The organism is Streptomyces sp. NPDC002867, from assembly GCF_053591895.1.
The window spans coordinates 77,343-100,092 of the sequence record NZ_JBSFUR010000006.1; the positions used below are offsets into that span (position 1 = coordinate 77,343).

The 22,750-nt window shown below is 67.3% G+C and carries 18 protein-coding genes; 15 read left to right on the forward strand and 3 right to left on the reverse strand.

Features of this window, described 5'->3' with window-relative positions; genetic code table 11:
- Positions 1 to 360, reverse strand: a complete 360-nt coding sequence (locus tag ACWD0A_RS07855) for a nucleotide pyrophosphohydrolase (protein WP_451295676.1) — start codon at positions 358 to 360, stop codon at positions 1 to 3.
- A gap of 88 nt (positions 361 to 448) precedes the next feature.
- Between ACWD0A_RS07855 and ACWD0A_RS07860 the strand changes: the two genes are divergently transcribed.
- Both ACWD0A_RS07860 and ACWD0A_RS07865 read left to right on the forward strand, forming a co-directional pair.
- The gene (locus ACWD0A_RS07860) at positions 449 to 2,332 is read left to right on the forward strand and encodes a DNA/RNA helicase domain-containing protein (protein WP_451295678.1); all 1,884 of its coding nucleotides are present in this window, start codon (positions 449 to 451) and stop codon (positions 2,330 to 2,332) included.
- A gap of 702 nt (positions 2,333 to 3,034) precedes the next feature.
- Positions 3,035 to 5,440: a P-loop NTPase fold protein gene (locus ACWD0A_RS07865; RefSeq protein ID WP_451295680.1), complete on the forward strand. Its 2,406-nt coding sequence runs from the start codon at positions 3,035 to 3,037 to the stop codon at positions 5,438 to 5,440.
- Between the two features lie 540 nt (positions 5,441 to 5,980).
- Here ACWD0A_RS07865 and ACWD0A_RS07870 read toward each other — a convergent pair.
- Entirely contained in the window at positions 5,981 to 6,289 is a 309-nt protein-coding gene (locus ACWD0A_RS07870; protein ID WP_451295682.1) for a hypothetical protein, read from the reverse strand.
- Positions 6,290 to 7,378: 1,089 nt separating this feature from the next.
- Between ACWD0A_RS07870 and ACWD0A_RS07875 the strand changes: the two genes are divergently transcribed.
- The 3 genes from ACWD0A_RS07875 to ACWD0A_RS07885 all read left to right on the forward strand — a co-directional run bounded on the left by ACWD0A_RS07875 (position 7,379) and on the right by ACWD0A_RS07885 (position 11,310).
- On the forward strand, positions 7,379 to 8,329 hold the full coding sequence (locus ACWD0A_RS07875; RefSeq protein WP_451295684.1) for a DNA-processing protein DprA: 951 nt from the start codon (positions 7,379 to 7,381) through the stop codon (positions 8,327 to 8,329).
- A 1,185-nt stretch (positions 8,330 to 9,514) separates the two neighbouring features.
- Entirely contained in the window at positions 9,515 to 10,750 is a 1,236-nt protein-coding gene (locus ACWD0A_RS07880; protein WP_451295686.1) for a helix-turn-helix domain-containing protein, read from the forward strand.
- Positions 10,747 to 11,310 carry a flavoprotein gene (locus ACWD0A_RS07885; protein WP_451295688.1) on the forward strand — a complete coding sequence of 188 codons (564 nt, stop codon included), beginning with the start codon at positions 10,747 to 10,749 and terminating at the stop codon, positions 11,308 to 11,310. The genes ACWD0A_RS07880 and ACWD0A_RS07885 overlap by 4 nt, the downstream gene beginning before the upstream one ends.
- 216 nt (positions 11,311 to 11,526) lie before the next feature.
- Here ACWD0A_RS07885 and ACWD0A_RS07890 read toward each other — a convergent pair whose 3' ends face one another.
- Positions 11,527 to 11,910 carry a GntR family transcriptional regulator gene (locus tag ACWD0A_RS07890; RefSeq protein ID WP_451295690.1) on the reverse strand — a complete coding sequence of 128 codons (384 nt, stop codon included), beginning with the start codon at positions 11,908 to 11,910 and terminating at the stop codon, positions 11,527 to 11,529.
- Positions 11,911 to 12,521: 611 nt separating this feature from the next.
- On the opposite strand from ACWD0A_RS07890, the gene ACWD0A_RS07895 reads away from it, so the two are divergent.
- The 10 genes from ACWD0A_RS07895 (at position 12,522) to ACWD0A_RS07940 (ending at position 22,597) form a co-directional block, all read left to right on the forward strand.
- Positions 12,522 to 12,812 (forward strand): hypothetical protein, encoded by a 291-nt coding sequence (locus ACWD0A_RS07895; RefSeq protein ID WP_451295692.1) that lies wholly within the window; start codon positions 12,522 to 12,524, stop codon positions 12,810 to 12,812.
- Positions 12,809 to 13,138: a hypothetical protein gene (locus ACWD0A_RS07900; RefSeq protein ID WP_451295694.1), complete on the forward strand. Its 330-nt coding sequence runs from the start codon at positions 12,809 to 12,811 to the stop codon at positions 13,136 to 13,138. The genes ACWD0A_RS07895 and ACWD0A_RS07900 overlap by 4 nt, the downstream gene beginning before the upstream one ends.
- Positions 13,135 to 14,025, forward strand: coding sequence for a DUF2637 domain-containing protein (locus ACWD0A_RS07905; RefSeq protein ID WP_451295696.1), 891 nt, complete (start codon positions 13,135 to 13,137; stop codon positions 14,023 to 14,025). The genes ACWD0A_RS07900 and ACWD0A_RS07905 overlap by 4 nt, the downstream gene beginning before the upstream one ends.
- 14 nt (positions 14,026 to 14,039) lie before the next feature.
- Positions 14,040 to 15,125 (forward strand): phosphoadenosine phosphosulfate reductase domain-containing protein, encoded by a 1,086-nt coding sequence (locus ACWD0A_RS07910; protein ID WP_451295698.1) that lies wholly within the window; start codon positions 14,040 to 14,042, stop codon positions 15,123 to 15,125.
- A 161-nt stretch (positions 15,126 to 15,286) separates the two neighbouring features.
- The gene (locus ACWD0A_RS07915) at positions 15,287 to 16,864 is read left to right on the forward strand and encodes a hypothetical protein (protein WP_451295700.1); all 1,578 of its coding nucleotides are present in this window, start codon (positions 15,287 to 15,289) and stop codon (positions 16,862 to 16,864) included.
- Positions 16,865 to 16,866: 2 nt separating this feature from the next.
- Entirely contained in the window at positions 16,867 to 19,014 is a 2,148-nt protein-coding gene (locus ACWD0A_RS07920) for an ATP-binding protein (protein ID WP_451295702.1), read from the forward strand.
- 235 nt (positions 19,015 to 19,249) lie between these two features.
- Positions 19,250 to 19,558 carry a hypothetical protein gene (locus ACWD0A_RS07925; RefSeq protein ID WP_451295704.1) on the forward strand — a complete coding sequence of 103 codons (309 nt, stop codon included), beginning with the start codon at positions 19,250 to 19,252 and terminating at the stop codon, positions 19,556 to 19,558.
- Between the two features lie 14 nt (positions 19,559 to 19,572).
- Positions 19,573 to 20,028 carry a single-stranded DNA-binding protein gene (gene ssb / locus ACWD0A_RS07930; protein ID WP_451295706.1) on the forward strand — a complete coding sequence of 152 codons (456 nt, stop codon included), beginning with the start codon at positions 19,573 to 19,575 and terminating at the stop codon, positions 20,026 to 20,028.
- Between the two features lie 87 nt (positions 20,029 to 20,115).
- Complete coding sequence (locus ACWD0A_RS07935) at positions 20,116 to 21,030, forward strand: bifunctional DNA primase/polymerase (RefSeq protein WP_451295708.1); 915 nt, start codon at positions 20,116 to 20,118, stop codon at positions 21,028 to 21,030.
- A gap of 364 nt (positions 21,031 to 21,394) precedes the next feature.
- Entirely contained in the window at positions 21,395 to 22,597 is a 1,203-nt protein-coding gene (locus tag ACWD0A_RS07940; protein WP_451295710.1) for a DUF3631 domain-containing protein, read from the forward strand.
- Positions 22,598 to 22,750 lie beyond the last annotated feature (153 nt).

Genomic DNA, 22,750 nt, shown 5'->3' on the forward strand with positions numbered 1-22,750 from the left:
CTACTCATCCCCCAGGTGTGTGTACTTGTCTGCTCGCCCCCGCGCGAGGTCGGCGGGATACTTGCGCCGGTTGGTTTCGATCTTCTCAAGCAGCGCCTGCTCCAGGTCCAGATCGAGAACGCTCGCCATCCTGAGTAGGTAGGCAAGCACGTCCGCCATCTCCTCCCGCACCCGCGCGGCACGGCCGGGCTCGTTCATCACCGCAGCGGACTCCTCGGGCGTCAACCACTGGAAGATCTCCAGCAGCTCTCCGCTCTCACCGGCCAGCGCCATCGCGAGGTTCTTCGGGGTGTGGAACTGTTCCCAGTCGCGTTCGGCGGCGAACCGGGCCAGGACTTGTTGCAGGGACGGCAGCGTCATGGCAACAGCTGTATCAGACGCCACCGACACCGCTCGCACCGGCAAAGCCCGTACCACGGTTGTCAGTTGGGGTTGATATAGATCGCGTATGCATCTCTATGAGGCCACGGTGGCCGAGGCGGCGCAAAGTGTGGGTGACGAGGCGTTCATCGCGGCGGCCGAACGACGCTTCACGAAGGTGTTCGGTGTTGCGCCTAGCGCGGAGGAGGTGCACAGCTGGCGTCGCAGCTGGCCGGCCCTCGTCGCAATCCTTCGCTCTGCCGGGCTGGACGACGTGCACCTGCTGCTGGAGTATGCCCTGCCCGCCACGGGAGAACGCATCGACGCTCTCCTCCTCGGCAGAGACGCCGACGGGGGCCTGTGCGCCGTCGCGGTCGAGCTGAAGCAGTGGACACAGGCTCAACTCAGCCCTGCCCGGCCCGGGATGACCCGCGTCGGAGAGCGGGTCGTGCAACACCCGGCCCGCCAGGTCGGCGGCTACGTGCACTACCTGCAGCAGTGGGTGCACCGCGACAGTTTCCCGCTGACCGTCCGTGGCACCGTCGTGCTCCACGATGCTCCCGCCGAGCTGGTCGCCGACCTTCGCGCGCCGGCCGCTCGCGGCCCGGCCGGCGCCTACCCGATGCTGGGGCGTGACGATCTCATCCCGCAGCCGTCCCCTCAAGCCCTGGCCCAACGGCTCGGTTGCGCCGAGCTGAGCGCCATCGGCCGGGACGATGTCGAACGCTTCCTCCAGATCGAGCACCGCCCCTCACCGGCGCTCCTGCAGCGCGCCGGAGAAGTCATCCAGGGCCGTGATGCCTTCACCCTCCTCGGCGACCAGGATCTGGCCCGGCAGGAAGCCCTGCACGCCGTGGAGGCTGCACGCGGGCGAGGAACCAAGAGCATCATCGTCGTGACCGGCGGGCCGGGCACCGGCAAGACCGTCATTGCCTGCCGGCTGCTGGGCGACCTGTGTAAACAACCCAACGGCAACCCACGTCTGCTGTCCCCGTCCGGGACGCTCACGCGACAACTGCGCAGAACGGTCGGTGAAGACTTCCGAGGCCTGATCGTCACGTTCCTCAACAAGGTCCCGGCCCAGATCACCAGCGACAGCGTGGTCGTCCTAGACGAGGCCCACCGCGCCCGCACCTATCCCGAACACCAACATGGCGCGTTCCCGGTGATCCTGGGGAAACTTATCGAGCAGGCTGCCGTGACGGTGTTGTTCCTCGACGAGCGGCAGATCGTGCGACCGACCGAAGGCCTCACTCTCAAGCAGCTCCAACAGCACGCACAGCGCAGCGGATTTTCCTTCGCCCACATCGACCTGGTCAGCCAGTTCCGCTGCAACGGCTCACGCGCCTACCAGCAGTGGGTCGATCACCTCTTCCGGCCGGAAGGCGCCGCCTTGGCCTGGGAGGGCAGCGACTACGACCTGGCAGTCGCAGCAGACCCTGGGCAGCTCGAACAGTGGCTTGCCGAACACATCCGCGGCGGCCGGACCGCCCGGGTGACGGCCGGCTTCTGTTGGCCGTGGGACTCCCCACCGACTCCTCCCCTGCTGCCGGAAGTGGCGATCACTTGGGACGGGCCGGAGGGGCCACGTACCTGGGCACGCCCATGGAACTCTCGCGCCGATGAACCCGCATTCGACCACCCTGACGTGCCAGCACGGCCCTTCTGGGCCACCGACACGGGAGGCCACGACCAGGTCGGCTGCATCTACACAGCCCAGGGCATGGAGTACGCCTACAACGCCGTCATCATGGGCGGGGACCTCGTCCGGCGAGGCGAGCAGTGGATTGCCCGTCCTGAGGAAAGCCACGACTCCCAGCTACGTGGCCTCCCACCGCACCTCTACCTGCGGTACGCGCTCAACACCTACCGTGTGCTGGCTACCAGGGGCAGTCGAGGCACGCGCTTCTACTCAACGGATTCGATCACTCAGGCCTTTCTCCAAACGCTGATCTCCCCGGAACAGGGATAGACGGGGTCTCGCGCTGCTGGGTGGGCAGCTGGACTGCCCACCCAGGACGGTGCCCGGCTGAGCGAGTAATCGCCTAGAAGAGATATGGGCACTTCTCGCCCCTCATTGCGTTGGTCTACTGCGGAAGGGGAGAGCGAGAGGCTGACTCGTCGCCCGGCACCGCGCAATCACCGCGGGACCCCCATCCGTTGCTGCCGCGGGTCTTGACCGTGGTGGCGGCCCGTCGCCACGACACGGGTGCGTTGAGGCAGCAGAGTCGAAGCGCGTAGCACGTTGCGACGATGGACCTCCAAGAGCCGGGTGTAGCGCAACCAGATTCGTAGTGGCCCCCTGCGACCCGACCTCCTGGCAGTTCGCTGACACTCTCAGCCGTGGGGAGATGCATGGGAAAGTACTCTTTCACGGTGCCCCGAGATGAGGGCCGCTACCTGCCACGTCCCTCTGGCGGGGCACTCGTACGGCCCTCGAATGTGCCAGAACTGGCACAACTGGGCGCGCGAAAGCGGCAGTTCCGGCGCGCAAGGCACGAACTGTCGGAGGCGGCTGATAGGGATATAGGCATGCCGATCCGAGAATTCCCAGAGGCGCTGGCACGGTTTCCCCACCAGTGCGACCAGGAGCAGTCCTCTGCGCCGATGAGCTCCGCCATACCCGTCGCCGTCGGGTGGGCGGACCGAGACGCGAACTGGGAGGAGTAGCGCCATGAGGGTTCTCGCGCAGCCAGCCCGGCGCTCGGATCGGACGGTCGAGCGGCACTTCCAGGACACCATCGTCCACCCCGTGGTCTTCAGCGATCATGCGGACCTGCTGGATCCCTCGACGCTCAACGCCCTCCAGCGGCTTTTTCCCAGTGGGGCCGCCCAAATGTGGGGCATCATGCCCGGCAAGAGTGGCGCCAATCTCCCCGAAATTCGCAAGATGGCCCCCGGAGACTGGGTGTTCTTCAGCGGGGACAAGCGTCTCCACCTTGGAGGTACGGTTGCCCTCATCTGGCACAACCCGCAATTAGCCCAACGTCTATGGGACACCGACGACAGTGGCGAGACTTGGGAGTACATGTACGCCCTTGCTGGCGCCCAGGATTTCGACATCCCGATCGAGGAGGTGCGGGCGCTTCTCGACTGGAACGCGAAACGCAACATCATGCGCTTCCAGGCCTTCACTCATGCCGAGTCGGAGATGTTGCAGCAGCACTACTTTCTGACGCCTTCACTGCCTCCCGGCGATGAGACGTCGCTACTGCCCGGACTGCACAGCGACTCGGCCAGCCCCGCCGACCTCATCGGTAACGAGACCGACGTGGACATGCTGGCGAAGCTAGCCATGGCGAAGATCACCGCTCCTCCACTGGCGGTAGCCCTCCTCGGCGAATGGGGAGCCGGCAAGTCAAGCTTCATCAACCAGATGAGCAGCAGAGTCGACGACCTGGCTGCGATCTCCGCAGAAAGCCCCAGCGGGTCCAGCGTCTTTGCCACCAGCGTTCGTCAAGTCCACTTCAATGCCTGGCACTACAACGACGACCACGTGTGGTCCGGACTGGTCGACCATCTCTTTCGCGTCCTCGCACCGGAGCCAGAACCCGACGCCACAGTTGCCGACCCAACAGTTGCAGAGCGCGAACGGCGCGCCGCCGAACTGGCACGGCTCGAGACGGAGCAACAGCAACTCGACGAGGAACTGGCCCGCACCGAGCGGAATCGCCCCAGGGGCTTTCTCACGTTCCTCGGCTCGCCTGCAGAGGGTGTGCGACTTACCTACTCCGCAGTGCGCCTCGGCCTGCGCGATGTCAAGCACGGCTGGTTGTACGCCGCAGGCTGGCTGGTGCTCATCGGCGTCGTTCTCCTCGCTAAGTCCTGGCTGGCTACATGGCTGACGGCTCTCCTCGGCTTCGTTGTGGTAATCGCTGCCCCGGTCCTGCCGCTCTGGATGGCCATACGCCACTGGCACTCACAGGGGCGTTCCTGGACAGGGAAAATCCGGGGCTCGCTGGAGGAACGCCAGCGCACTCTGCGCGAAGAAATCGCCACCTCGCGTGCTTTGCTCGCGGAGATAGACGCGGCCGTCCGGCTCTCCGGCTTTCTCACGGAACGCAGCGACACCTACCAGGAGCAGCGTGGCCTGCTGGGCAGTGTCCACCATGATTTGTTTCAGCTCGACGAAAACCTCCGCGAAGCTCACGCGGAGTGGTCAAGCTCCAAGTCCACGCAACCGCCGCCACTTGAGCGGATCATCCTTTACATCGACGATCTCGACCGGTGCTCCCCGCAGCGTGTTGTTGAGGTACTCGCAGCAGTTCATCTGATGCTGGCGCTACCACTGTTCGTCGTCGTCGTGGCAGTTGATCCCCGGTGGCTACTCAGGTCACTTGAGCACCACTACAGCGAGCTCTTCACCGACTCGGCCGGTACGTCACACATCACTGGTGCCGAGGACACGGCCACGCCTATGGATTATCTGGACAAGATCTTCCAGGTCCCCTTTGTCATCCCACCCATCACGCCAGAGAAGACCGCGCGCCTCATCACAGCGCTCCTTGAAACCCCTGCCGTCTCGGAGGCCCCCATCGGGCCGGACGACACCGAAGTGGCCCCCTCCAGTCCGAACGCCGACTCGTCCATCCCGGCGAGTGAAGGCACGGACGAGGAGGCGCCGGCCGATGGCCCTGTCCAACTGCAGCTTCAGCCTCAAGAGATTACTTTCATGTCCCGGGTAGGCAGCCTTACTCAGACGCCCCGCGCTGCCAAGAAGTTGGTGAACCTGTACCGGCTGGTGCGCATCGGCGTACCTCCCACCGAGCTTCTCAAATTTGAGGGCTCCACCGATGCGCAGGGAGAGCACCAAGTGGTTCAGATCCTCTTGGCCCTGCTCGTGGGCAGTCCGCACCAAGCCGAGGACGTATTCCGAGCCCTTCTAGCAGCGCCCCCGACTACCAAGATCACGGATGTCTTACGAGACATGTCCGCCGACGCGCCGATGGGAGATCGTGTGGCAGAACTGATCGAGCGGATCAACGCCGAAGTTCCAGTGATCATGGATGTATCCATTTACCAACAGTGGTGCCCCAAATTGGCGAGGTTCTCTTTCTACACACGCAACCTCGCCAGTTGATCACCCGGTTCGGCCTTTGTCGTGGCGTCGGCCCGATGCCGCGACGCGGGTGCCTTAAGGCAGCAAAGTCGAAGCGAGCAGCACGCTCGCCGCACATCAAGGCGCTGGCCACAAGGTCGGCAGATTTGCAGTCCCCAAGATCGCCTCTGCACGCCCGATGACCTGGGGATTTACGTGGCCCCTAGTGAGGTAGTCAGATCTCGTCCCCGGCTCGTCCTGATCTTGGAACAGGGCGTGGCCATCGCGATCGACTGGCGGCCGCGGATGTGGCTGCATACCTGGGCCGATACGTCACGAACGTGCGGTCGCCAGCCGCACCCTCGTAGTTGCTGTTGGTCGATAGCGGCAGACACTCGTCGACTTCGGACGGTCCGCGCCAGGCGCCGATGCACCGATCGTCCGAAGATGGGCAATGTCTCCGGAGAGCATGCCGATAGGCCCTGTGATATGGGGTCTGACCTGGAGTTTCCCGCGAGGAGTGAGGCGTTCGCACCGATCTCTATCGCATACCATGCGCGGGGCCTCTAGCTCGCGGCTGCTCTACGGCTTGGGTGGCGGAAGCTCCTTCGGTTGTACGTGCCGCAGCGATCCCTTGATCTTGCATTCGCGCTCGACGTCCGGATCTACCGGCACCCGGCCGATCAGCTCGGGGTGCTGGTCGACCACGGCAACTGCTGCTTTCAGCTCTGCGAGGCAGTCTGGTTCGTCAGAGCTCTGTACAACGAAGCCGAGGAAGCCGAGGCCGGCAACGATGATTGCGGCCACGTGCGGAGCAAGAATCGCCAGCGCCCACTGTCCTCTGGTCTGCGGGTACTGAGGTGGCGGCGCGGGCCCCTGCGGAGTGGTCATGAGCGAGCTCCCAGGGATGGGCCGTCTGTGCCTGGGCGTGAACTCGGGTTGAGATCAGACGCCTGCTGCACGGCCCCAGCCGCCATGAGGGCTGCTCGGTATTGGAGGAGATTCTTCCGCAGTTCGTCGCCCCCGAGACCGCGCACTGGCCCATCACCGTAAAGGCGGTCTTGTACCTCCAGGGCCAGCCCATGGAGAAGCATCACGTATCTACGTCGCCGCTCAAGCGCCCACACCAGCCCGACCACCCCGTAAACGAGGACCAAGAAGGCAACGCCGTAATATCCCCAGGCTTGCCACTCGTGCGGCGGCCTGATGAGCGCCAGGCAGACGATTAGCACAGCGGACGCGAGAAGCGCGGCACCACCCGCAGCGAAGTAGGAACGAGGGGGAGGGACTGAGTCCAGCAGTTTTGCGCCCAACTCAAGCTGCCCTCGATCGGGGGCGGACCGGGTTTGGGCCACCTCGTACCGCTCTCTGTCCCCGAAGTCGGAGCGGCTGTCGTCGGATGCGTCCACACGATCACGCTAGGTGGGTTCGTGTGGACTGGGTTCGCGTCTCAGAGTGGCGCTGATGCAGTTGGGTGAGGGAAGGCACCCGATGTGCTTATTTCTGCGCAGATCATCTGCGTAGACCGGCATTGCCCACTGCGCGGCCGAAGCCCAGGACGTCTATCGGAAGCAGATCCGCCCGGTGATCGAGGCTGAAGCGATCGCCATGGATGGTCGGTCGCCGCCAGACGAGGGAGAGGCGGGGGGCCTGCACCACCCGCCCGGCCGCGGCGGGGCGAAGCGCCGACATCGGTGGCACTGGACGCCAGGCAGCTGCGCGGATGATGCGCAATGACAGAGAGGAGAAAGACGGGCTGGACGTGGGGAGTCATGGCGCGTCGCTGGCGGAGGGTCACGTTCGAGTGGCAGTTCGGAGCTGTCACAGAAGATTTGCCTTCCATCGGCGCAGGTCACCCGCTGCAACTGCAGCTCCCGTCCATTCTCGGAGCGCGTATCTGTAGCAGCGGGGTGTGTCCGACCTCTAGACTTTCAGTCATCGATCCTTCGAACAGTGATCTTTGAGTAGAAGGAGTCAGAGATGATCGATGAAGCACGGATGCGCTTGTTAGCGCTTTGCTCACTCCGCATAGAGGGTAAGAGCGTCGATTGGTCGCTACTCGCCCGGTGCGCGTTGAGGGGGCATCTCGACAGCCTGTGTGAGGGGTTCATCCCCGAAGAGTCTGCCGCAGCACGCAAGGCCCTTCCGATACTTCGCGAAGGACTGAAGGAACGTGCTCTGAGTGAGCACTTCGCCCGTGTTGAAGGCGAGTTGAAGCAGGCGGAGGGGGTCGACGCCAGCCTGGTCACGGTGCTAGACCCTGAGTATCCCGAGAATCTGCGGACCATAGCCGATCTACCCCCGTTCCTGTTCTACCGTGGGAATCTCGATCATCAATCCGACGCGCACTCAGTTGCAGTCGTAGGTACGCGTGACGCTACGGAGCTTGGCCTTTCCCGTGCCCGCAGAGTTGCGCGCGAACTCAGTGCAGCCGGGTATACGATTTCCTCAGGCCTGGCTCGCGGCGTAGATTCAGCTGCGCATCGCACGGCGCTCCATTTCGGCCGTCGGACCATCGCAGTTATTGGTACGGGGATCACAAGGTGCTACCCAAAGGAACACCTTGATCTTGCGGAAGAAATCACCGAACAAGGCCTAATCGTCTCCCAGTTCTGGCCTTCTCGCTCTCCAGGTCGAGATACTTTTCCCCGGAGGAACCACGTCACGTCCGGGATCAGTTTGGGGAGCGTCGTAATCGAAGCGTCAGGGACTTCTGGCGCCAAGATGCAGGCTCGCGTGGCAGCCGAGCAAGGTCGGCACGTGTTGTTGCTCCAGTCTCTTGTGGATCAGCAGCCGTGGGCGCGCAAGATGGTTGAGGCGAAGCGAGCCGCCCCCGTGGCCGATACCGAACAGATGCTCGAAATCCTGAAGCATCCTGTTCGTGCAGGGGTGGCCGCTGCCCCTACGCAGCTCCTTTTTGACGCTAGGTGATTGCCTGCTGTCGGACGGTAGGACTAGCCTTTCCGTGGGGTCCAAGCTGCCTGCAGGGGGTTGAGGTTGTCCTATCGCCGTTTCGTGCGTCCCGACGACCGTAATTGGAGTACTGCGAACTGGGTGCGGTGGCTGCGCGAGCAACATGTTGCCCCCTCGGTTTTGGCTGACGATGCTGGCACATGCTCCTTATGTCGCACCCCGACGCCTGTCGGCTCGCAAGGGACGCCCTATGAGCGCTGCTACAACTGCCGACATACATTCTCATCTGTGCTAGATGGGTTTGTTCCGATGTGCTATTCCCTTCATGGCGGCCTTGAGGGAATCCTGTGGCGCGCTAAAAATGAGGCTTCCGATGTCTGGTTGAGGCGGCCATTAGGGGCGCTTCTGTGGACGTTTATGAAATTGCATCTAAAGTGCATGGAGAGTTTTTACGGCGGAGCATTTGACCTGCGCGTGGCGATGCCGTCCCATTCTTCCACTCGGGGAGGTGTGAGTCACCTGGGTGCCGTTATTGGGCACGTGCGGGACTTCGCCCCTGAATGGACTAATGGCGCTCTAGTTAAGAATGATGCTTCGAAAGCAGGAATGCGACGAGAGCGAATAATTCCGGACTTGTTTACTGCTAGCTCTGCCGTTAGGGGTAAACGAGTCTTGTTATTTGACGACACCTTTACGACCGGCGGATCCATGGCCAGCGCTGCTTATGCCCTCAAGCAAGGCGGCGCTGTGTCCGTAGTAGGTCTCTCCTTCGGGCGTCAACTCAAAGCTGAGTGGAGAGACTCCAGGGATTTCGTTGCTTCCCTGGCTGTCAGGGAGTTGGAGATGGGTAAGTGTGTTGTGCACGGCGGTCGGCAAGTAGATCCGCTTGATTTCTTTTTCCACCAACCAGGCTGACGCGCCTGCTTTTGGATTCCGGTGTAACCAAAGCATCATCGGGCAGCGGGCCTGAGCCGCTGGCAGGCTGGAACCCTCTGACGTTGCAACCCTTCCGCGTGTCCGGACGGGTCGGGACTCGATGCCCGTCCAGCTGCGCGCGATCGTACAAAGGACCCGGACACTTCGTCCGGGTTCTTTGCCGTTGAGCCCTTCATGCTCAGTCGGCCGACAGCAAGACCATCTGTCCGGCGTGACGACCAGCTCGGTACCGTGAAGCTGGCCCCTACGACCAGGAGGCATCACGCAATGCGTGGTCTTGGAGATCACCTCAGTATCGGCGAGCGGATCGCGTTCTACCGGAAGCGTCGCGGCTACACGCAAGAGGTGCTGGCCGGACTGGTCGGCCGTAGCACTGACTGGCTCGCAAAGATCGAGACCGGCCGCAGGAAGCCGCCGCGTATCGACATGCTCACCGACCTGTCGCGCATTCTGCGCGTACCCCTCGGGGACCTGCTCGGGCAGACCGTGCTCATGGAAGACGAGAGGCAGCAAGACGACGTACCGGCCGTACGCGACGCGCTCATGAGTCCGCGGCGGCTCTCGCGCCTGCTCTTCGGCCGGGAAACCGAGGTGCAGCTCCCTACCCCCGCGCCGGTGGCTGTGCGCGTGGAACATGCGTGGAACGACTACCAGGGCGGGCGTCTCGGGAGCGTCATTGCTGCTCTTCCTGCCCTTCTGCAGACCGCTCAGGAGCTGGAGGACCGAGCCTCGCGCCGAGGGGAAGACCGTCGCGACTGCTGGGCAGTGTCGGCCCGTACGCACCATCTTGCGGCAACGACGCTCGCGAAGATCGGTGAGTCCGACATCTCATGGTTGGCAGCCGAGCGCGCCATGCGGGCTGCGGACGAGTCGGACGATCCGCTCGTGCTCGCGTCGGCGGCACGATCGGGCACGCACGCCCTGCTGGCCAATGGCCGGTATGACGACGCGCTGGAGTTGGGCAACACGGCAGCCGTGTGGCTGTCGTCGCAGGTAGCCGACAACGACCCGGCGGCCCTCAGCCTGCTCGGGATGATCCACCTACGGGCCGCCATTGCGGCAGCCCGCCACCAGGACCGGCCCACCGCAACGGGCCTGTTGGACAGAGCCGAGGAACTCGCGGATGACCTCGGTTCGGATGAGAACTACTGGCAGACCGGCTTTGGGCCCACGAACGTCCTCCTTCATCGGCTCTCGGTAGAACTCGACCTCGACAACGTCTCGTACGTGGTGGAACACGGGCGGATCAACGTGGACCACATGCCGCAGGAGCGCAGCGTCTCCCACCGGATCGACTTTGCCCGGGCGCTCTCGCTCGCTGGGCAAGGTGACGAGGCGTTCGTGGAGCTTCGCACGGCTGAGCGCACGTCGCCGCAGCTCGTACGCAACAATCCCAGGGTGCGCGAGACACTACGAGACCTGATCAAGCAATCCCCAGTGACCGGTGCCTCTCCTTCGTCCGAGGTGTTCGCGATGGCCCAACGGTGCAGGGCGGTGCAGTGAGTTCAGGCAAGCGCGGGGTGCTCGGAGTCGTCGGCTCGGCAGCCGGGGGAGTGGAGGCGCTCCGGACCGGCCTTGTCGAGCCCGCGATGGATCGTGGGTGGCAGGTGGCCGTGACGTTGACGCCCACCGCGGGTGAGTGGCTGCGGATGAGCGGTGAAGTTGAGCGGCTGGAGAAGCTGACCGGCTTGCCCGTCCGCGATGCGCCGCGGCTTCCCGGGGATGCCCGGCCGCATCCGCCGGTTGACTGCTACGTGGTCGCTCCGGCATCGGCCAACATGGTCGCGAAGCTGGCTGCGGGCGTGATGGATAACCAGGCACTGACGCAGGTGGGCGAAGCCATTGGCACGCTCGACTTGCCGGTTGTCGTCTTCCCTCGAGTGAATGCCGCCCACGCCCGCCACCCAGCTTGGCAGCGGCACATCGACGCTCTGCGGGCGGGAGGCGTCCACCTCGTGTACGGGCCGGAGGTCTGGCCGCTGTACGAGCCGAGAGAGGCGCCGGCGGGGCGAGAACTTCCATGGCGCGCGGTGCTCGACGCCGTAGACGCGGCCACAAGATGACGCATCGTCAACTCTCCTGACCTGCAAGGAAAGAGGACCCGGACAGTCTGTCCGGGTCCTCTGCCATGTGTGGCCACATGCTCGTGGACATGCCAGGGATCAACGAGCGAAACGACGAGTTGGGAGGGCTGACGCCCGCAGAACTCGCTTTGATCAAAGCGGGGTTGAGTGAGGCGCGCGCCACAGCCGAACGGCTGCTGAAACGCGCGGACGAACTCACTGTGAGGGCGGAGGCTCGCTACCTACGAGTTGCTCAAGACGGTCCAGGCGCTCACCGAGCAAGCGGAGGGCGTCATGAATCGAGCTGAGCTCTTCCGACAGGGCTGCGAACGCGGGGCTACTGCCCGGCTCCGACCCGAGGGGCACCGAAGGATCGCGGACGAAGGTCCCGCGCCCCTGCTGGGTGAGTACCAAACCCTCCTCGCGGAGTTGGCCGTACGCGCTTTGCACGGTCATGAGCTGCACGCCGAGATCCTTGGCCAGATGGCGCGCCGCAGGCAGGCGGGAACCGGGTCCGCGCTGGCCGTCTGCGATTTCTCTGCGGAACCTCGCGGCGATGTCCTTAGCCGTCGGCTTGGGTGCGTCGGGACTCGAATCCATAGCCCCGAGGGTAACCGGACCTAGGTCAATCTCAGGTTCGCGAGGCGAAGCCTCTTGACAGTCAGATTGACCTAGGTCAATCTGAACATCGGTTCGGGATAGCTCGCTTCCACATGGGGCCCCTTGCTGGTCGTTCCTTGAGAACTCCACAGCGTGCCAAGTCGACGGGGTGAGATTCCCCGTCCCCGTGACGACCGGGTGACGTTCGTCGGCGGCCACTTCCCCGCGCACTGGCTCTGGAGAACATCACTGGGGATCATCCCTCCATCACTGGAGGTCAGCCCTTGGGATGCCACCTGGTGTGCGCCGCCCTGCTGGCGTCAGAGCAGTGACGATGACGCGCCCGATGCTCCGGCTCGGGACCGGTCCGCCGTGGCAACGGCGGGCCGGTGAAGCCGGTCTCGTCGTACGAGGCGGCCCCGGTCTTCCGGCGTCGCCTCGTACGACGCGCACGTTCTCTTGCCCCGCTGGTTCACGTCCGGGTTCGACTCCCGACCGGGGCACTTCGGCCCGCCGCCTTTCGGCTGTGGCCGCTTCTCGGGCTGGCCGCCCTCTCGCCTATGTCTCGCGGCCCCCCGGCTCTTCTCGTCCCTTCGACTCAGGAGCAATCGATGCGTAACTACGTTTCCGGCCACCAGGCCGACACCACAGAGGACTTCCTCGAACTTGCCCTCGGTACCCCGGTTGAGCTGTGGCTCGGAATCGAGGGGGAGAGCGAGCACGAGCGCGCGGCGCGGCTGGACGCGGCTCGCGACATCCTCGCCGACTACCCCGACCTGCCGGACCGCGCGGTGCAGGTTGCCGCGAAGGCGCTGGACGAGGCGGGCCTGTTGCGGCTCGCGCCGCTGCCCACACCGGCCGCGCCGAAGCGCCGGAGCCTGCAGACGGGGGTTGCGGCATGAGTGACGCGCTGACCCTGGACGATCTGGCCGTGGCGCTGCGCGTACTGCGCCTGCTGGCCGCGGACTTCGGGCACCTGCCGGCGCCGTCGGTGCGGGTGTCCCACATCTACCCGGAGCGGCTGGAGCTGACGTTCTACGACGACCTGCCCGGCTTCGAGGCGTGGCGGGAGGCTCTGGGGGGCGCCCCGGACGCGGTGACCTACCGCGAGCAGAGCGACGGCCGGACGCGCGTGCTGTTGACGGTCGTCGACTACGCGGGCGCGGAAGTCCATCTGACCGGCTTCGCGGACATCGTCACCCCGGCGTTGGTCGGGGGTGCGTCATGAGCGCCGCGACCCGCGTCGACGCCCGGTCGACGCCCGTCGAAGCCGCGTCGACGCCCGTCAACGTGGAGCACGCCATTACCGCGATCGCCGCGGCACTGACCGTGCTGCTGACCGCGGTGGCGTTCTGGCTCTCCTACGAGCACTTGCAAGAGGTCGCCGCCCGGCACGGCATGGCCGAAGCGGTCGCCCGCTCCTGGGCCTGGCCCGCCACGGTGGACCTGTTCATCGTGATCGGTGAACTGCTGATCCTGCGCGCCTCGCTCGCCCACCGGGTCGACTGGTGGGCAATCGGCCTGGTCACCGCAGGCGACGGCGCCTCCATCGCGCTGAACGTGGCCGGCGTCGGCCAGGACGCCAACGCCCTCAACTACGTGGTCGCCGCGGTCCCTCCGGTGGCCGCCCTGTTGGCGTTCGGGGCGTTGATGCGGCAGGTGCACGCCTACCTCGCCCGCCGGGCGATGACGGGCGTCGACGCCCCGCCGCCGGGCGTCAACGCACCTTCGACGCCCGTCACGGTCACCGTCGACCGCCCGCCGGCCACACCGCCCACGGAGGGCCCCCGTGAGGCCGAAGCACTGCCAGAACGCCCCGCGCTGGTACAGGGCGTCAATGAGACTTCGACGCCCGTCATCCCGGATCCGGCTCCCGTCGAAGCACGGTCGACGGCGGTCGCTCTGTGCGCGCCGGTGGTCTACCCGAACCGGGTCGATCAGTTGGTCCGGGCGCTGTACGGCACCGACTTCACCCAGCCGAGCACCGCCCGGATGACCCAGGCGATGGCAGAGATCGGGCTCGGGGCGTCGGAGTCGACGGCCCGCACCGCGCGCGGCCGGGTCAAGGCGCGTGAGCCGTACCTGGCCGACCTGCCCGCCGCGATCGCCGGCTGACTTGGAGGGGTGTCATGACCTCACGCAACAAGCACCGTCAGCCGGTCGGGGACATGTTTCCGGGCATGGCCGACCGCATCGAGAAGCGGCCACCGAAGGCAGAGGCTGAGCCTGAAGCCTTGACCTTGGATGAGGCGATGGTCCACTCGTTCGCGATCGTCGATCGCGTCCTGGCGGCTTTCCCGGTGGTCGCCACGATCGGGCTGCTCTCCGGCGGCAACGACTCCATCGTCGTCAATCACCTCTTCCGCGACCGGGTGGATGCGATCGCGCACGTCAACACCGGCACCGGCATCCCGGAGACCACCCAGCACGTGCGGGACGTGGTCGCGGCTTGGGGCCTGCCGCTGCATGAGCTGCACCCCAAGCACTCCTACGCCGACCTGGTCATGGGCCGGGTCCTGTCGACCCGGGGCAAGAACATCGGCCGGCAGGTGTGGAAGGGCTTCCCCGGCCCGGCCGGCCATTCGGTGATGTACCGGCGGTTGAAGGATGAGCCGCTGCAACGGCTGCGGGGGCAGATCATCGGCCGTCACGGGCGTACCCGCAATGTCGTCTACCTGGGCGGCATGCGGTGGGCGGAGACCGACCGGCGGTTTCGCAACGCCGAGGAGGTCGACCGGGAAGGTGCCCTGATCTGGGTGTCCCCGATCGTGCATTGGACCGATGCCCACATGCGCGAATACCGCGCCCGCTACCGCTGCAGCCTCCCCCACGAGCACGCCGCACACATGCTGTGCACCCCCAACGCGCTGCCGCTCAATGAGGTCACCGTGCACCTGCACATGTCGGGGGAGTGCTTGTGCGGGGCGTTCGCCAAGCCCGGCGAACTCGACGAGATCGAGTTCTTCTACCCGCACGCCGCCAAGCCGCTGCGCGAGCTGGAGCAGGAAGCGGCTGCCGCCGGGCTGCCCGCGTGCAAGTGGGGCGAGCGGCCGCCGGGCAAGCGCAAGGGCCGCCGCCCGGCCGGGCGGCTGTGTGCCAAGTGCGACGGCATCGAGGGACAGACCGATCTGCTTGCCGAATGGCGCGAGTCGGGCCTGATCACTGCCGGCCAGTACGACACCTTCACCCGCACCGACGAACAGCGCGCCGCCTGAATTGGACTCGCCCCAACAGCGACTGGGAAGGCCCTGCGACTGTCGGCGACCGCCTGTCCAACAGTCCTGAACATCCTGCATTGCCCACCGGGTCCGGCCGCCGAACCTTCCACAGCAAGCCGGCCGGACCCTTCGACTCCCCTGAAGGAGTGGTCCTCAGCATGACCGAGATCCAAGCCGAACCGGTAGCCGTTCCGGCTGCCCCCACCCCTCCACCCGAGCCGTCCCCGCCGCATGAGCAGGCGCCTGCACCGTCCGAGGGGCGGGAGTTGGCGCACACGTCGGGCGGTATCCCGGTGCTGCCGCTGGCCCTGTCGGGCAGTAACAGCGCCGTGGGCGCGGTCAGTGCCGCCGCCCTGGTAGGCGGGGGACCGGTCGCCGTGGCGGTGGCTGCAGGCGGCGCCGCCGCCCTCGGGGCCGCCGCCATGGTCCGTGCCCGTCAGCGTTCCGCCCAGCAGCACCGCGCCACCTCCTCCGGAGCGTCCGCGCGGCGCGGCGGGAGCTCCCGCCGCGCGGGCCGGAAGCCGTCCTCGTCTCGTACGTCCGGCAGTACTGCGGCCGGTCGTCGCGGGCGCGGCGCCGCCAAGTCCCGTACCGGCTCTGCTGGTACGAGCCGGGGCTACGGCTCCGGGGCGAGTGCCGGGCGGCATGCAGCCAAGCATCGGGCTCGCCCCACCGGCCGCACCGCGGCGGCGCGGGCCGCGTCCGGGCGTTCGCCGCTTTCGCGGGCCGGGGCGGGCCGGATCGGGCAGGCACGGGCCCTGCGTGCGGCCAACAGGCGCCAGGCACCGACCCGTTCCGCGGCCCGGCGGCAGACCACCGCCGCCCGCCGGCAGGTGGCCGATGCCCGCCGCAACGCCAAGGCCGCCGCCCGCGCCGCCAAGGCACCCACGCAGAGCCGGACCCGCCGCGCCGCGGCATGGACGGCAGGTAAGGCCGCGTCGGGAGTGCGGGCGCTGGTCAACAAGGCCCGCGCCGCCCGCGATCGCAGCACCGGGCAGGATGTCGCGGCCAAGCGTGCCCAGGTGCGCAAGGCGCCCGCCCGCCGCAAGGCCCGCTGGGGGCTGCTGAAGTCCGCGGCCCGCTTCCAGGGCCGTCGCCTGCTCGCTGCACTGGCTGGCGGCGCGGCGGGGGTGCTGGGCTGCCTCACCACGCCATTGGGCCGCAAGCTCGGCTGGCGCTGGCTCATGCACCCCGGACGGCGCCTGTACCGGCGCCTGATGCAGTCCGCCCGTGAGGCACGCGCCGCCCGCGACGAACGCATCCGCGGGCAGCAAGCCACCGAGGAAGCCGCCGCGGATGCGGCGGTCGCGCAGGACCTGAACGACATCAAGGACCGGGTGGAGCGTCCCACCCACCTCATCCCCGAACTCGCTGGTCAGGAGGCCATTCACGTGTCTGGTTTCAAGTTCGAAGAGGCCGCGGCCGAGATGGAGAACGCCGCCCGCACCTACGACCCCGACGGGAACATGGAAGTCCTCTCCATGATCGACAACCTGCCGGACGCGCTGAACTCGATCGCCATGACCTTCCTGACCCTCGCGGAGCGCTCGGACAACGAGTTCGCCTTCGAGAAGGAAGTCGCGGCCGGGTTCGACGACATTTACAAGACCCTCATGGCCGCCGTGGACGCGGCCGGGGAGTTGGTGCCGCTGTTCCGCCGGGTCCACGAGCAGGACATCGCCCGGCACGAGGACCCCCGCAACGGCACCGAGGCCGAGAAGGGCTGGAACGTCTGACCATGGCGAACACAGAGGCCACCATGACCAAGCAGAAGAAGAGCAAGCAGCAGGCACCCGAGCTGGCCAGTGGTCCGGTGTGGGACTGGGCCGCCGGTCACGGACCGGTGACCGGCGCCCTGTCCGCCACCACCGGCGCGTTCGCGGTGGCCACCACGGGAGCCGCCACCGGCATGCCGCCCGGCTGGGCGCTCGCGGTCGGTGCCGCGGGCGCGATCGGCCACACCGCGGCCGGCATCCGGCTGCGCAACGCGGGCCGTACCATCGCCGCCCGTGCCGCCTCCTGGCTCGTGGGTGCGGGCTGGACGACGTGGGCCGTCACGAACGGGCCGCTCAGCTGGGAAGCGCTCGGCTCGCTGGCCGCGATCGGCGTGGGCATCGGCACCGCGACCCGGTCGACGAACCTGTACGAGGAGGCCCGCGAGGAGGAAGCGCTCGCGGCCGAACAGCGGCAGATCGCTTCGGAGTTGTCCGCGGAGCGGCGGGCGATCGCAGCGGAGTGGAACGACCGCATCCAGCGGGTGTGCGGCATCACGGTGAGGGTTGTGGGGGTGGAGCGGTGGGAGACCGGGACCGGCTTCACGATCGATGCCGAACTGCCCGGCGGCACCACCTACGACCGCATCGCCTCCCACGCAGCGGCACTGTCCGCGGATGCACACCTGCCGCACGGCTGCACCGCGACGGCCTCCCCCGGCGTCCACCAGGGCCGGACCCTGATCGACGTGGCCACGGTCAACGTGCTGGCGAAGGAGGAGACCTACCCCGCCGACTACGGGCCGTTGTCCCTGCACACTGGCATCCCGTGGGGGTACCGCTCCAACGCCGAGAAGATCCAGACGTATCTGCGTGAGCAGTGCGCGCTGGTCGTCGGCCCCACCGGGTCGGGCAAGACGAACATGGTGCACGTCATCCTGGCGGGGTTCGCTCGCACCGTGGACGTGCTCACCTTCGTCATCGACCTCAACGCCGGATCCGCGGGCCTGTCCTGGGTGCTGCCCGCGCTCAACCATCGCCCCGCCGAGGGTGAGAGGCAGATGCGGCCCGGTATCGACTGGCTGGCCGGCACCGTGGAGGAGGCGCACCGCATGCTCGATGCGGTGCTGCGGATCGGGGAGCAGCGCAAGATCTCCTATCAGGACCTGATGGCCCGCGAGAACACCGACCTGCTGCCCATCAGTGCGCAGATTCCGCAGATCATGCTGGTCATCGACGAGGGCGCGGAGATCCTGGCCAGCACCGACCGGGCCATGAAGGAACTCGCCAAGAAGATCCTCGAAGTGATCCGGCTGCTGCGCGCCATGGGCATCCGCACCGTGCTCACCGCGCTCGGCGCCACCAGCTCCGTGCTGGGCAACCTCATGATCCGCCGGGAAGCCAAGGTGCGCGTGGCGCTCACCGGCGGGGAAACTGAGGGCATGGACCTGGGCAAGCTGTTCCCTGGCAGCCGCGGCCTCAAAGTCGAGCAGGCACCGTTCAAGGGCTCCGGGTTCATGGGCACCCCGGAGTCACCGGTGGGACTGTTCAAGAACTGGCGGATTCTGCCCAACCAGATCAGCGACATCGTCGCCGCCACCTCCGACCGACACCCCACCCTCGACGCCATCTCCGCCAAGGCCGCCGGCCCCGCCTACGCGGAGCGCTGGAACACCGAGCGCACCGCGTGGATGCGTGGCCCGCACCGCAGCACCGACACCGCCACGCAGCGGGAGACGGACGCGGGTGAGCCACGGCGCGGGCTGAACCTGACCGCGCTGCGCGAATCGCAGCCGGAGCCGCGGTCCGAGGTTGACCGGCTCGCGGATCGGTTCATGCGGGAGATCGACGAGCAGTTCGGCACCACCGCCGAACCCACCCGCAGCGAGCCGCGCCCCGAGCGGGAGCGGCCGGAGCGCCCGGGGCTGAACCTGTCCGCGCTCAGGAAGGACCGCGAGCCGGAGCAGGAGAGCGGGCCGGACTGGCTGACCGATGCGATCGCCGCGATCGCCGATGCAGGCGCCGCCGGCATGAAGCCGTCCGCCGTCGCGGACCTGGTCGGCAAGGACCGAAAGACGGTCCGTGCCGGACTCCAGCAAGCCGTCGACCGCGGGCAGTTGCTCTACCGCGACAACGGGCCGCACTCGGTCTACGTCCACCCCGACCACACCTGACAGCCGGTCACAGACAGCTACTGGGTAGTGGGTAGTGGGGTACGCCCCACTACCCACTAGAACACCTCAGTAGCCGCCCCAGTAGTCCCAACAGTGGGTTTCTACTGGGGACCCCACTACCCACTACCCAGTAACCGCACCCCGCTACAACCACACACCGTGACCAGCAGGCGCCCGCCCGGGCCACTCCCGGCGGGCGCCTCGCCTATCCCGGACCGCTGGAAGGGAGCACCACATGCACCACCGCGAACCGCCCGGGAACCTCGCCCCGCACATCCCCGCCGACGACTGGCGCCGCGCACAGGCGACCGGACAGCCGGTCGTCATCGTCATCCAGAAGACCGACCGCAACAGCGTCCCGTGGCGTCGGGTCCTGATCCCGTTCGCCATCGCCGGGGCCACCGTCCTCGGTGGCTGGGGACTGGTCGCCGCGCTGTGCGCGCTGCTCGATGCCGCCGCCCACACCGCGACCGTCATCGCCGGCGCCGCCGGACCCATCGGGATCGGCGGCCTCACCTTCAAACTCGCCCGCTCCAAGCACTGAACAGGAGACAGAGCATGTCGTTCGGAGAGACCCCGATCACCATCATCGGCAACCTGACCGCCGACCCGGAAGTGAAGGTCACCGAGTCCGGCCAGGCGCTCGCGAAGTTCACCGTGGCCTCCACGCCGCGCATGTTCGACCGCGAGTCCAACCAGTGGAAGGACGGCACGTCCACGTTCTTCCGGTGCGCCGCCTGGCGCTCCCTCGCCGAGCACGTCGCCGACTCCCTGACCAAGGGCTCGCGCGTGGTGCTGTCCGGGCGGATCCGGCAGCACAACTGGCAGACCGAGCAGGGAGAAAACCGCTCGATGCTCGCGGTCGAGGTCGACGACATCGGCGCCTCGCTGCGCTTCACCACCGTCGCCATCAACGGCAAGACCGCCGCAGGCAAGCCGGATCCGTCCGCTGACCCGTGGGCCACGACCGGCGCTTCGGCGGACTCGCAGTACAACGCGAAGCCGCCGTTCTAGATACGCCCGGGGCGGGCGCCCTCTCGCCAAAGAATCGCGCCCGCCCCGGCTCTTCCCGTCCCTTCGACAGAACAGGACACCTCCAGCATGACGCATGACGCACGAACCGCGCTGCTGGCCGCAGCGCTGCAAGCCGCCGCCCGCGGATGGCACGTCCACCCGCTGCGGCCCGGGGCCAAGGGCTCCGCGCTGCACGGCGAACGCGCCTGCCCCCAGACCGGGGGATGCGCTGCCGGGCACCGGAAATGGGAACAGCGCGCCACCACTGACCCCGAGCGCATCCGCGCCGCGTGGGCCCGGGGCGCGTTCAACGTGGGCATCGCCACCGGACCCTCCGGGCTGGTCGTGGTCGACCTGGACATGCCCAAGGACAAAGACGGGAAAGGCAGTCCGGACGCGCCTGACGGCGCGACGTCCTTTGCGGCGCTCTGCGAGCGCGCCGGACAGCCAATCCCGCTCACCTATACGGTGCGGACGCCCAGCGGCGGACTGCACCTGTACTACGCGGTCCACCCCGGCATCCGGCTGTTCAACACCGCCCGCACCGTGGCGCCGAACGTGGACACTCGCGCGTGGGGCGGGAACATCGTGGCCGCGGGCAGCACCACCCCCCAGGGCGTCTACGAGGTCATCAACGACGCCCCGGTGGCGGAACTGCCCGCTTGGCTCCTGAGTCGACTCCAGACACCGCCCACGCCCAACCGGGCGCCCGCCCCGCTCCTCATCCCGGGCCAAGCCACCCGGCGCGCTGAGGTGGCTCTGGAGCGGGAGACCGCCGCGGTCAGGGGCACGTCGGAAGGCGGGCGGAACAACCGGCTGTTGGTGGGCGCCCGCGCCATGGGGCGCTTCGTCGCCTGGGGCGAGATCGCCCGGGACGTGGTGGAGGAGGCTTTTCAGGCGTCCGGTGAGGCGGCCGGTCTGTCGTCGGCCGAGTGCCGGACCACGATCCAAAGTGCGCTGGACTGGTCGATTCGTACCTGCCGACCGCGGGAGGCGGCATGACCACCGCCGCCGCCCGCCGCGACCTGAAAAGCCGGCCCGACACCGCCGATCGGCCGGACACCGCCAACACCGCGGTACCTCCGGCCCCAGAGTGCGGCCAAGAGAAGGCCGCCCGTCAGGGCGTCCTTTCAGCCCTTCCCCTCGACCAGTCCCCGAGCCCCCCGCCACGTGGTGACGGGCGCTTCCCCGTGGCCTGGCTGCACATCCGCGCACCCCGCGGCGCCACCCCCACGGCCACCTCGTGGTGCGCCTGCGGGCGAGACCGCAGCGCCATCGGCCGGCACAAAGTGCTCGCCCTGATCGCCGATCACACCGCTCACCGAGACCACTGCCCGTTCCGCAACACCGAAGGGAGGAACGCCGCATGACCAGCCCCAACCCGCCCGCGCCGACCATCGACGGCGCGGCCCTGCTCGACGAGGTCGAAGCGTTCCACCGACGCTTTAACATCTTCCCCAGCGAAGGCGCCTACGTCGCCGTGACCCTGTGGGACGCACACGCACACCTGCTCGACTCCTTCGACTCCACCCCGCGCATCGCATTCCTGTCGCCTGAGCCGGCGTCGGGAAAGTCCCGCGCGCTGGAGATCGTGGAAACCCTGGTGCCCAACAGCATGGCCGCCGTGGCCGCGTCGGCATCCGCGCTCTTCCGCTCGGTCTCCGGCATCGACGGTGAGCGGCCCACCATCGTCTTCGACGAGATCGACACCGTATTTGGGCCCAAGGCCGGGGAGAACGAACAGCTCCGCGGCTTCCTGAACGCTGGACACCGGCGCGGGCGGCTCATGTACCGGTGCGTGGGCGATGGTGCCAACCAGACCGTGCAGGGCTTCCCCTCGTACTGCGCGGTGGCCATGGCCGGACTCGGCTCGCTGCCGGACACGATCCTGACCCGCTCCGTCATCATCCGCATGCGCAAGAAAGCGCCCAACGAGAAGGTCGAGCCCTACCGCGAGCGCATCAACGAGCAGGAAGGCCATGCCCTGCGCGATCGGCTCGCAGAGTGGGCCGACACCGTCCGCGACCGCATCGCCGGCGCCTGGCCCGCCATGCCGGAAGGTGTGACCGACCGGCCCGCCGACGTATGGGAACCCCTGCTCGCGGTCGCCGATGCGGCCGGGGGGCACTGGCCGGAGCGGGCCCGCGTCGCCTGTGTGGAGCTGGTGCGTGCGGCGCAGGACAACAGCGAATCCTCACTCGGGGTTCGCCTGCTCACCGACCTGCGCGACCACGTGTTCAACGGGACCGACCGCGTCGCTACCGCCGTCATCCTCGACCGACTGAACAGCCTGGAAGAGGCGCCCTGGGGCGACCTGAACGGCAAGCCCCTGGACTCCCGGCGGCTCTCGCGGATGCTCAAGGACTACATGAGAGCTGACAACCAGCCGATCAAGGCCCGGGACATGCGGACCGCGGCCGGAGTGCTCAAGGGCTACTACGCGGCTGACCTGCGGGACGCATGGATGCGCTACTGCCCGCCGCCGCTTCCGCCCCTTCCCACGTCCGCTACATCCGCTACATCCGCTACGCCTGGCGCTGAACCGCTTTTGACCAGCGTCAACGCGTAGCACACCGACCACCGACCAGCCGCTACACCGCCCTCCCGGGCCGCTACATCCGCTACACCCCCGGGGCGGTGTGGCGGCTCTATCCGCTACACGCTACGCATCCGCTACAGAAAACAGGCTCCTGACCTGCGATGTAGCGGATGTAGCGGATGT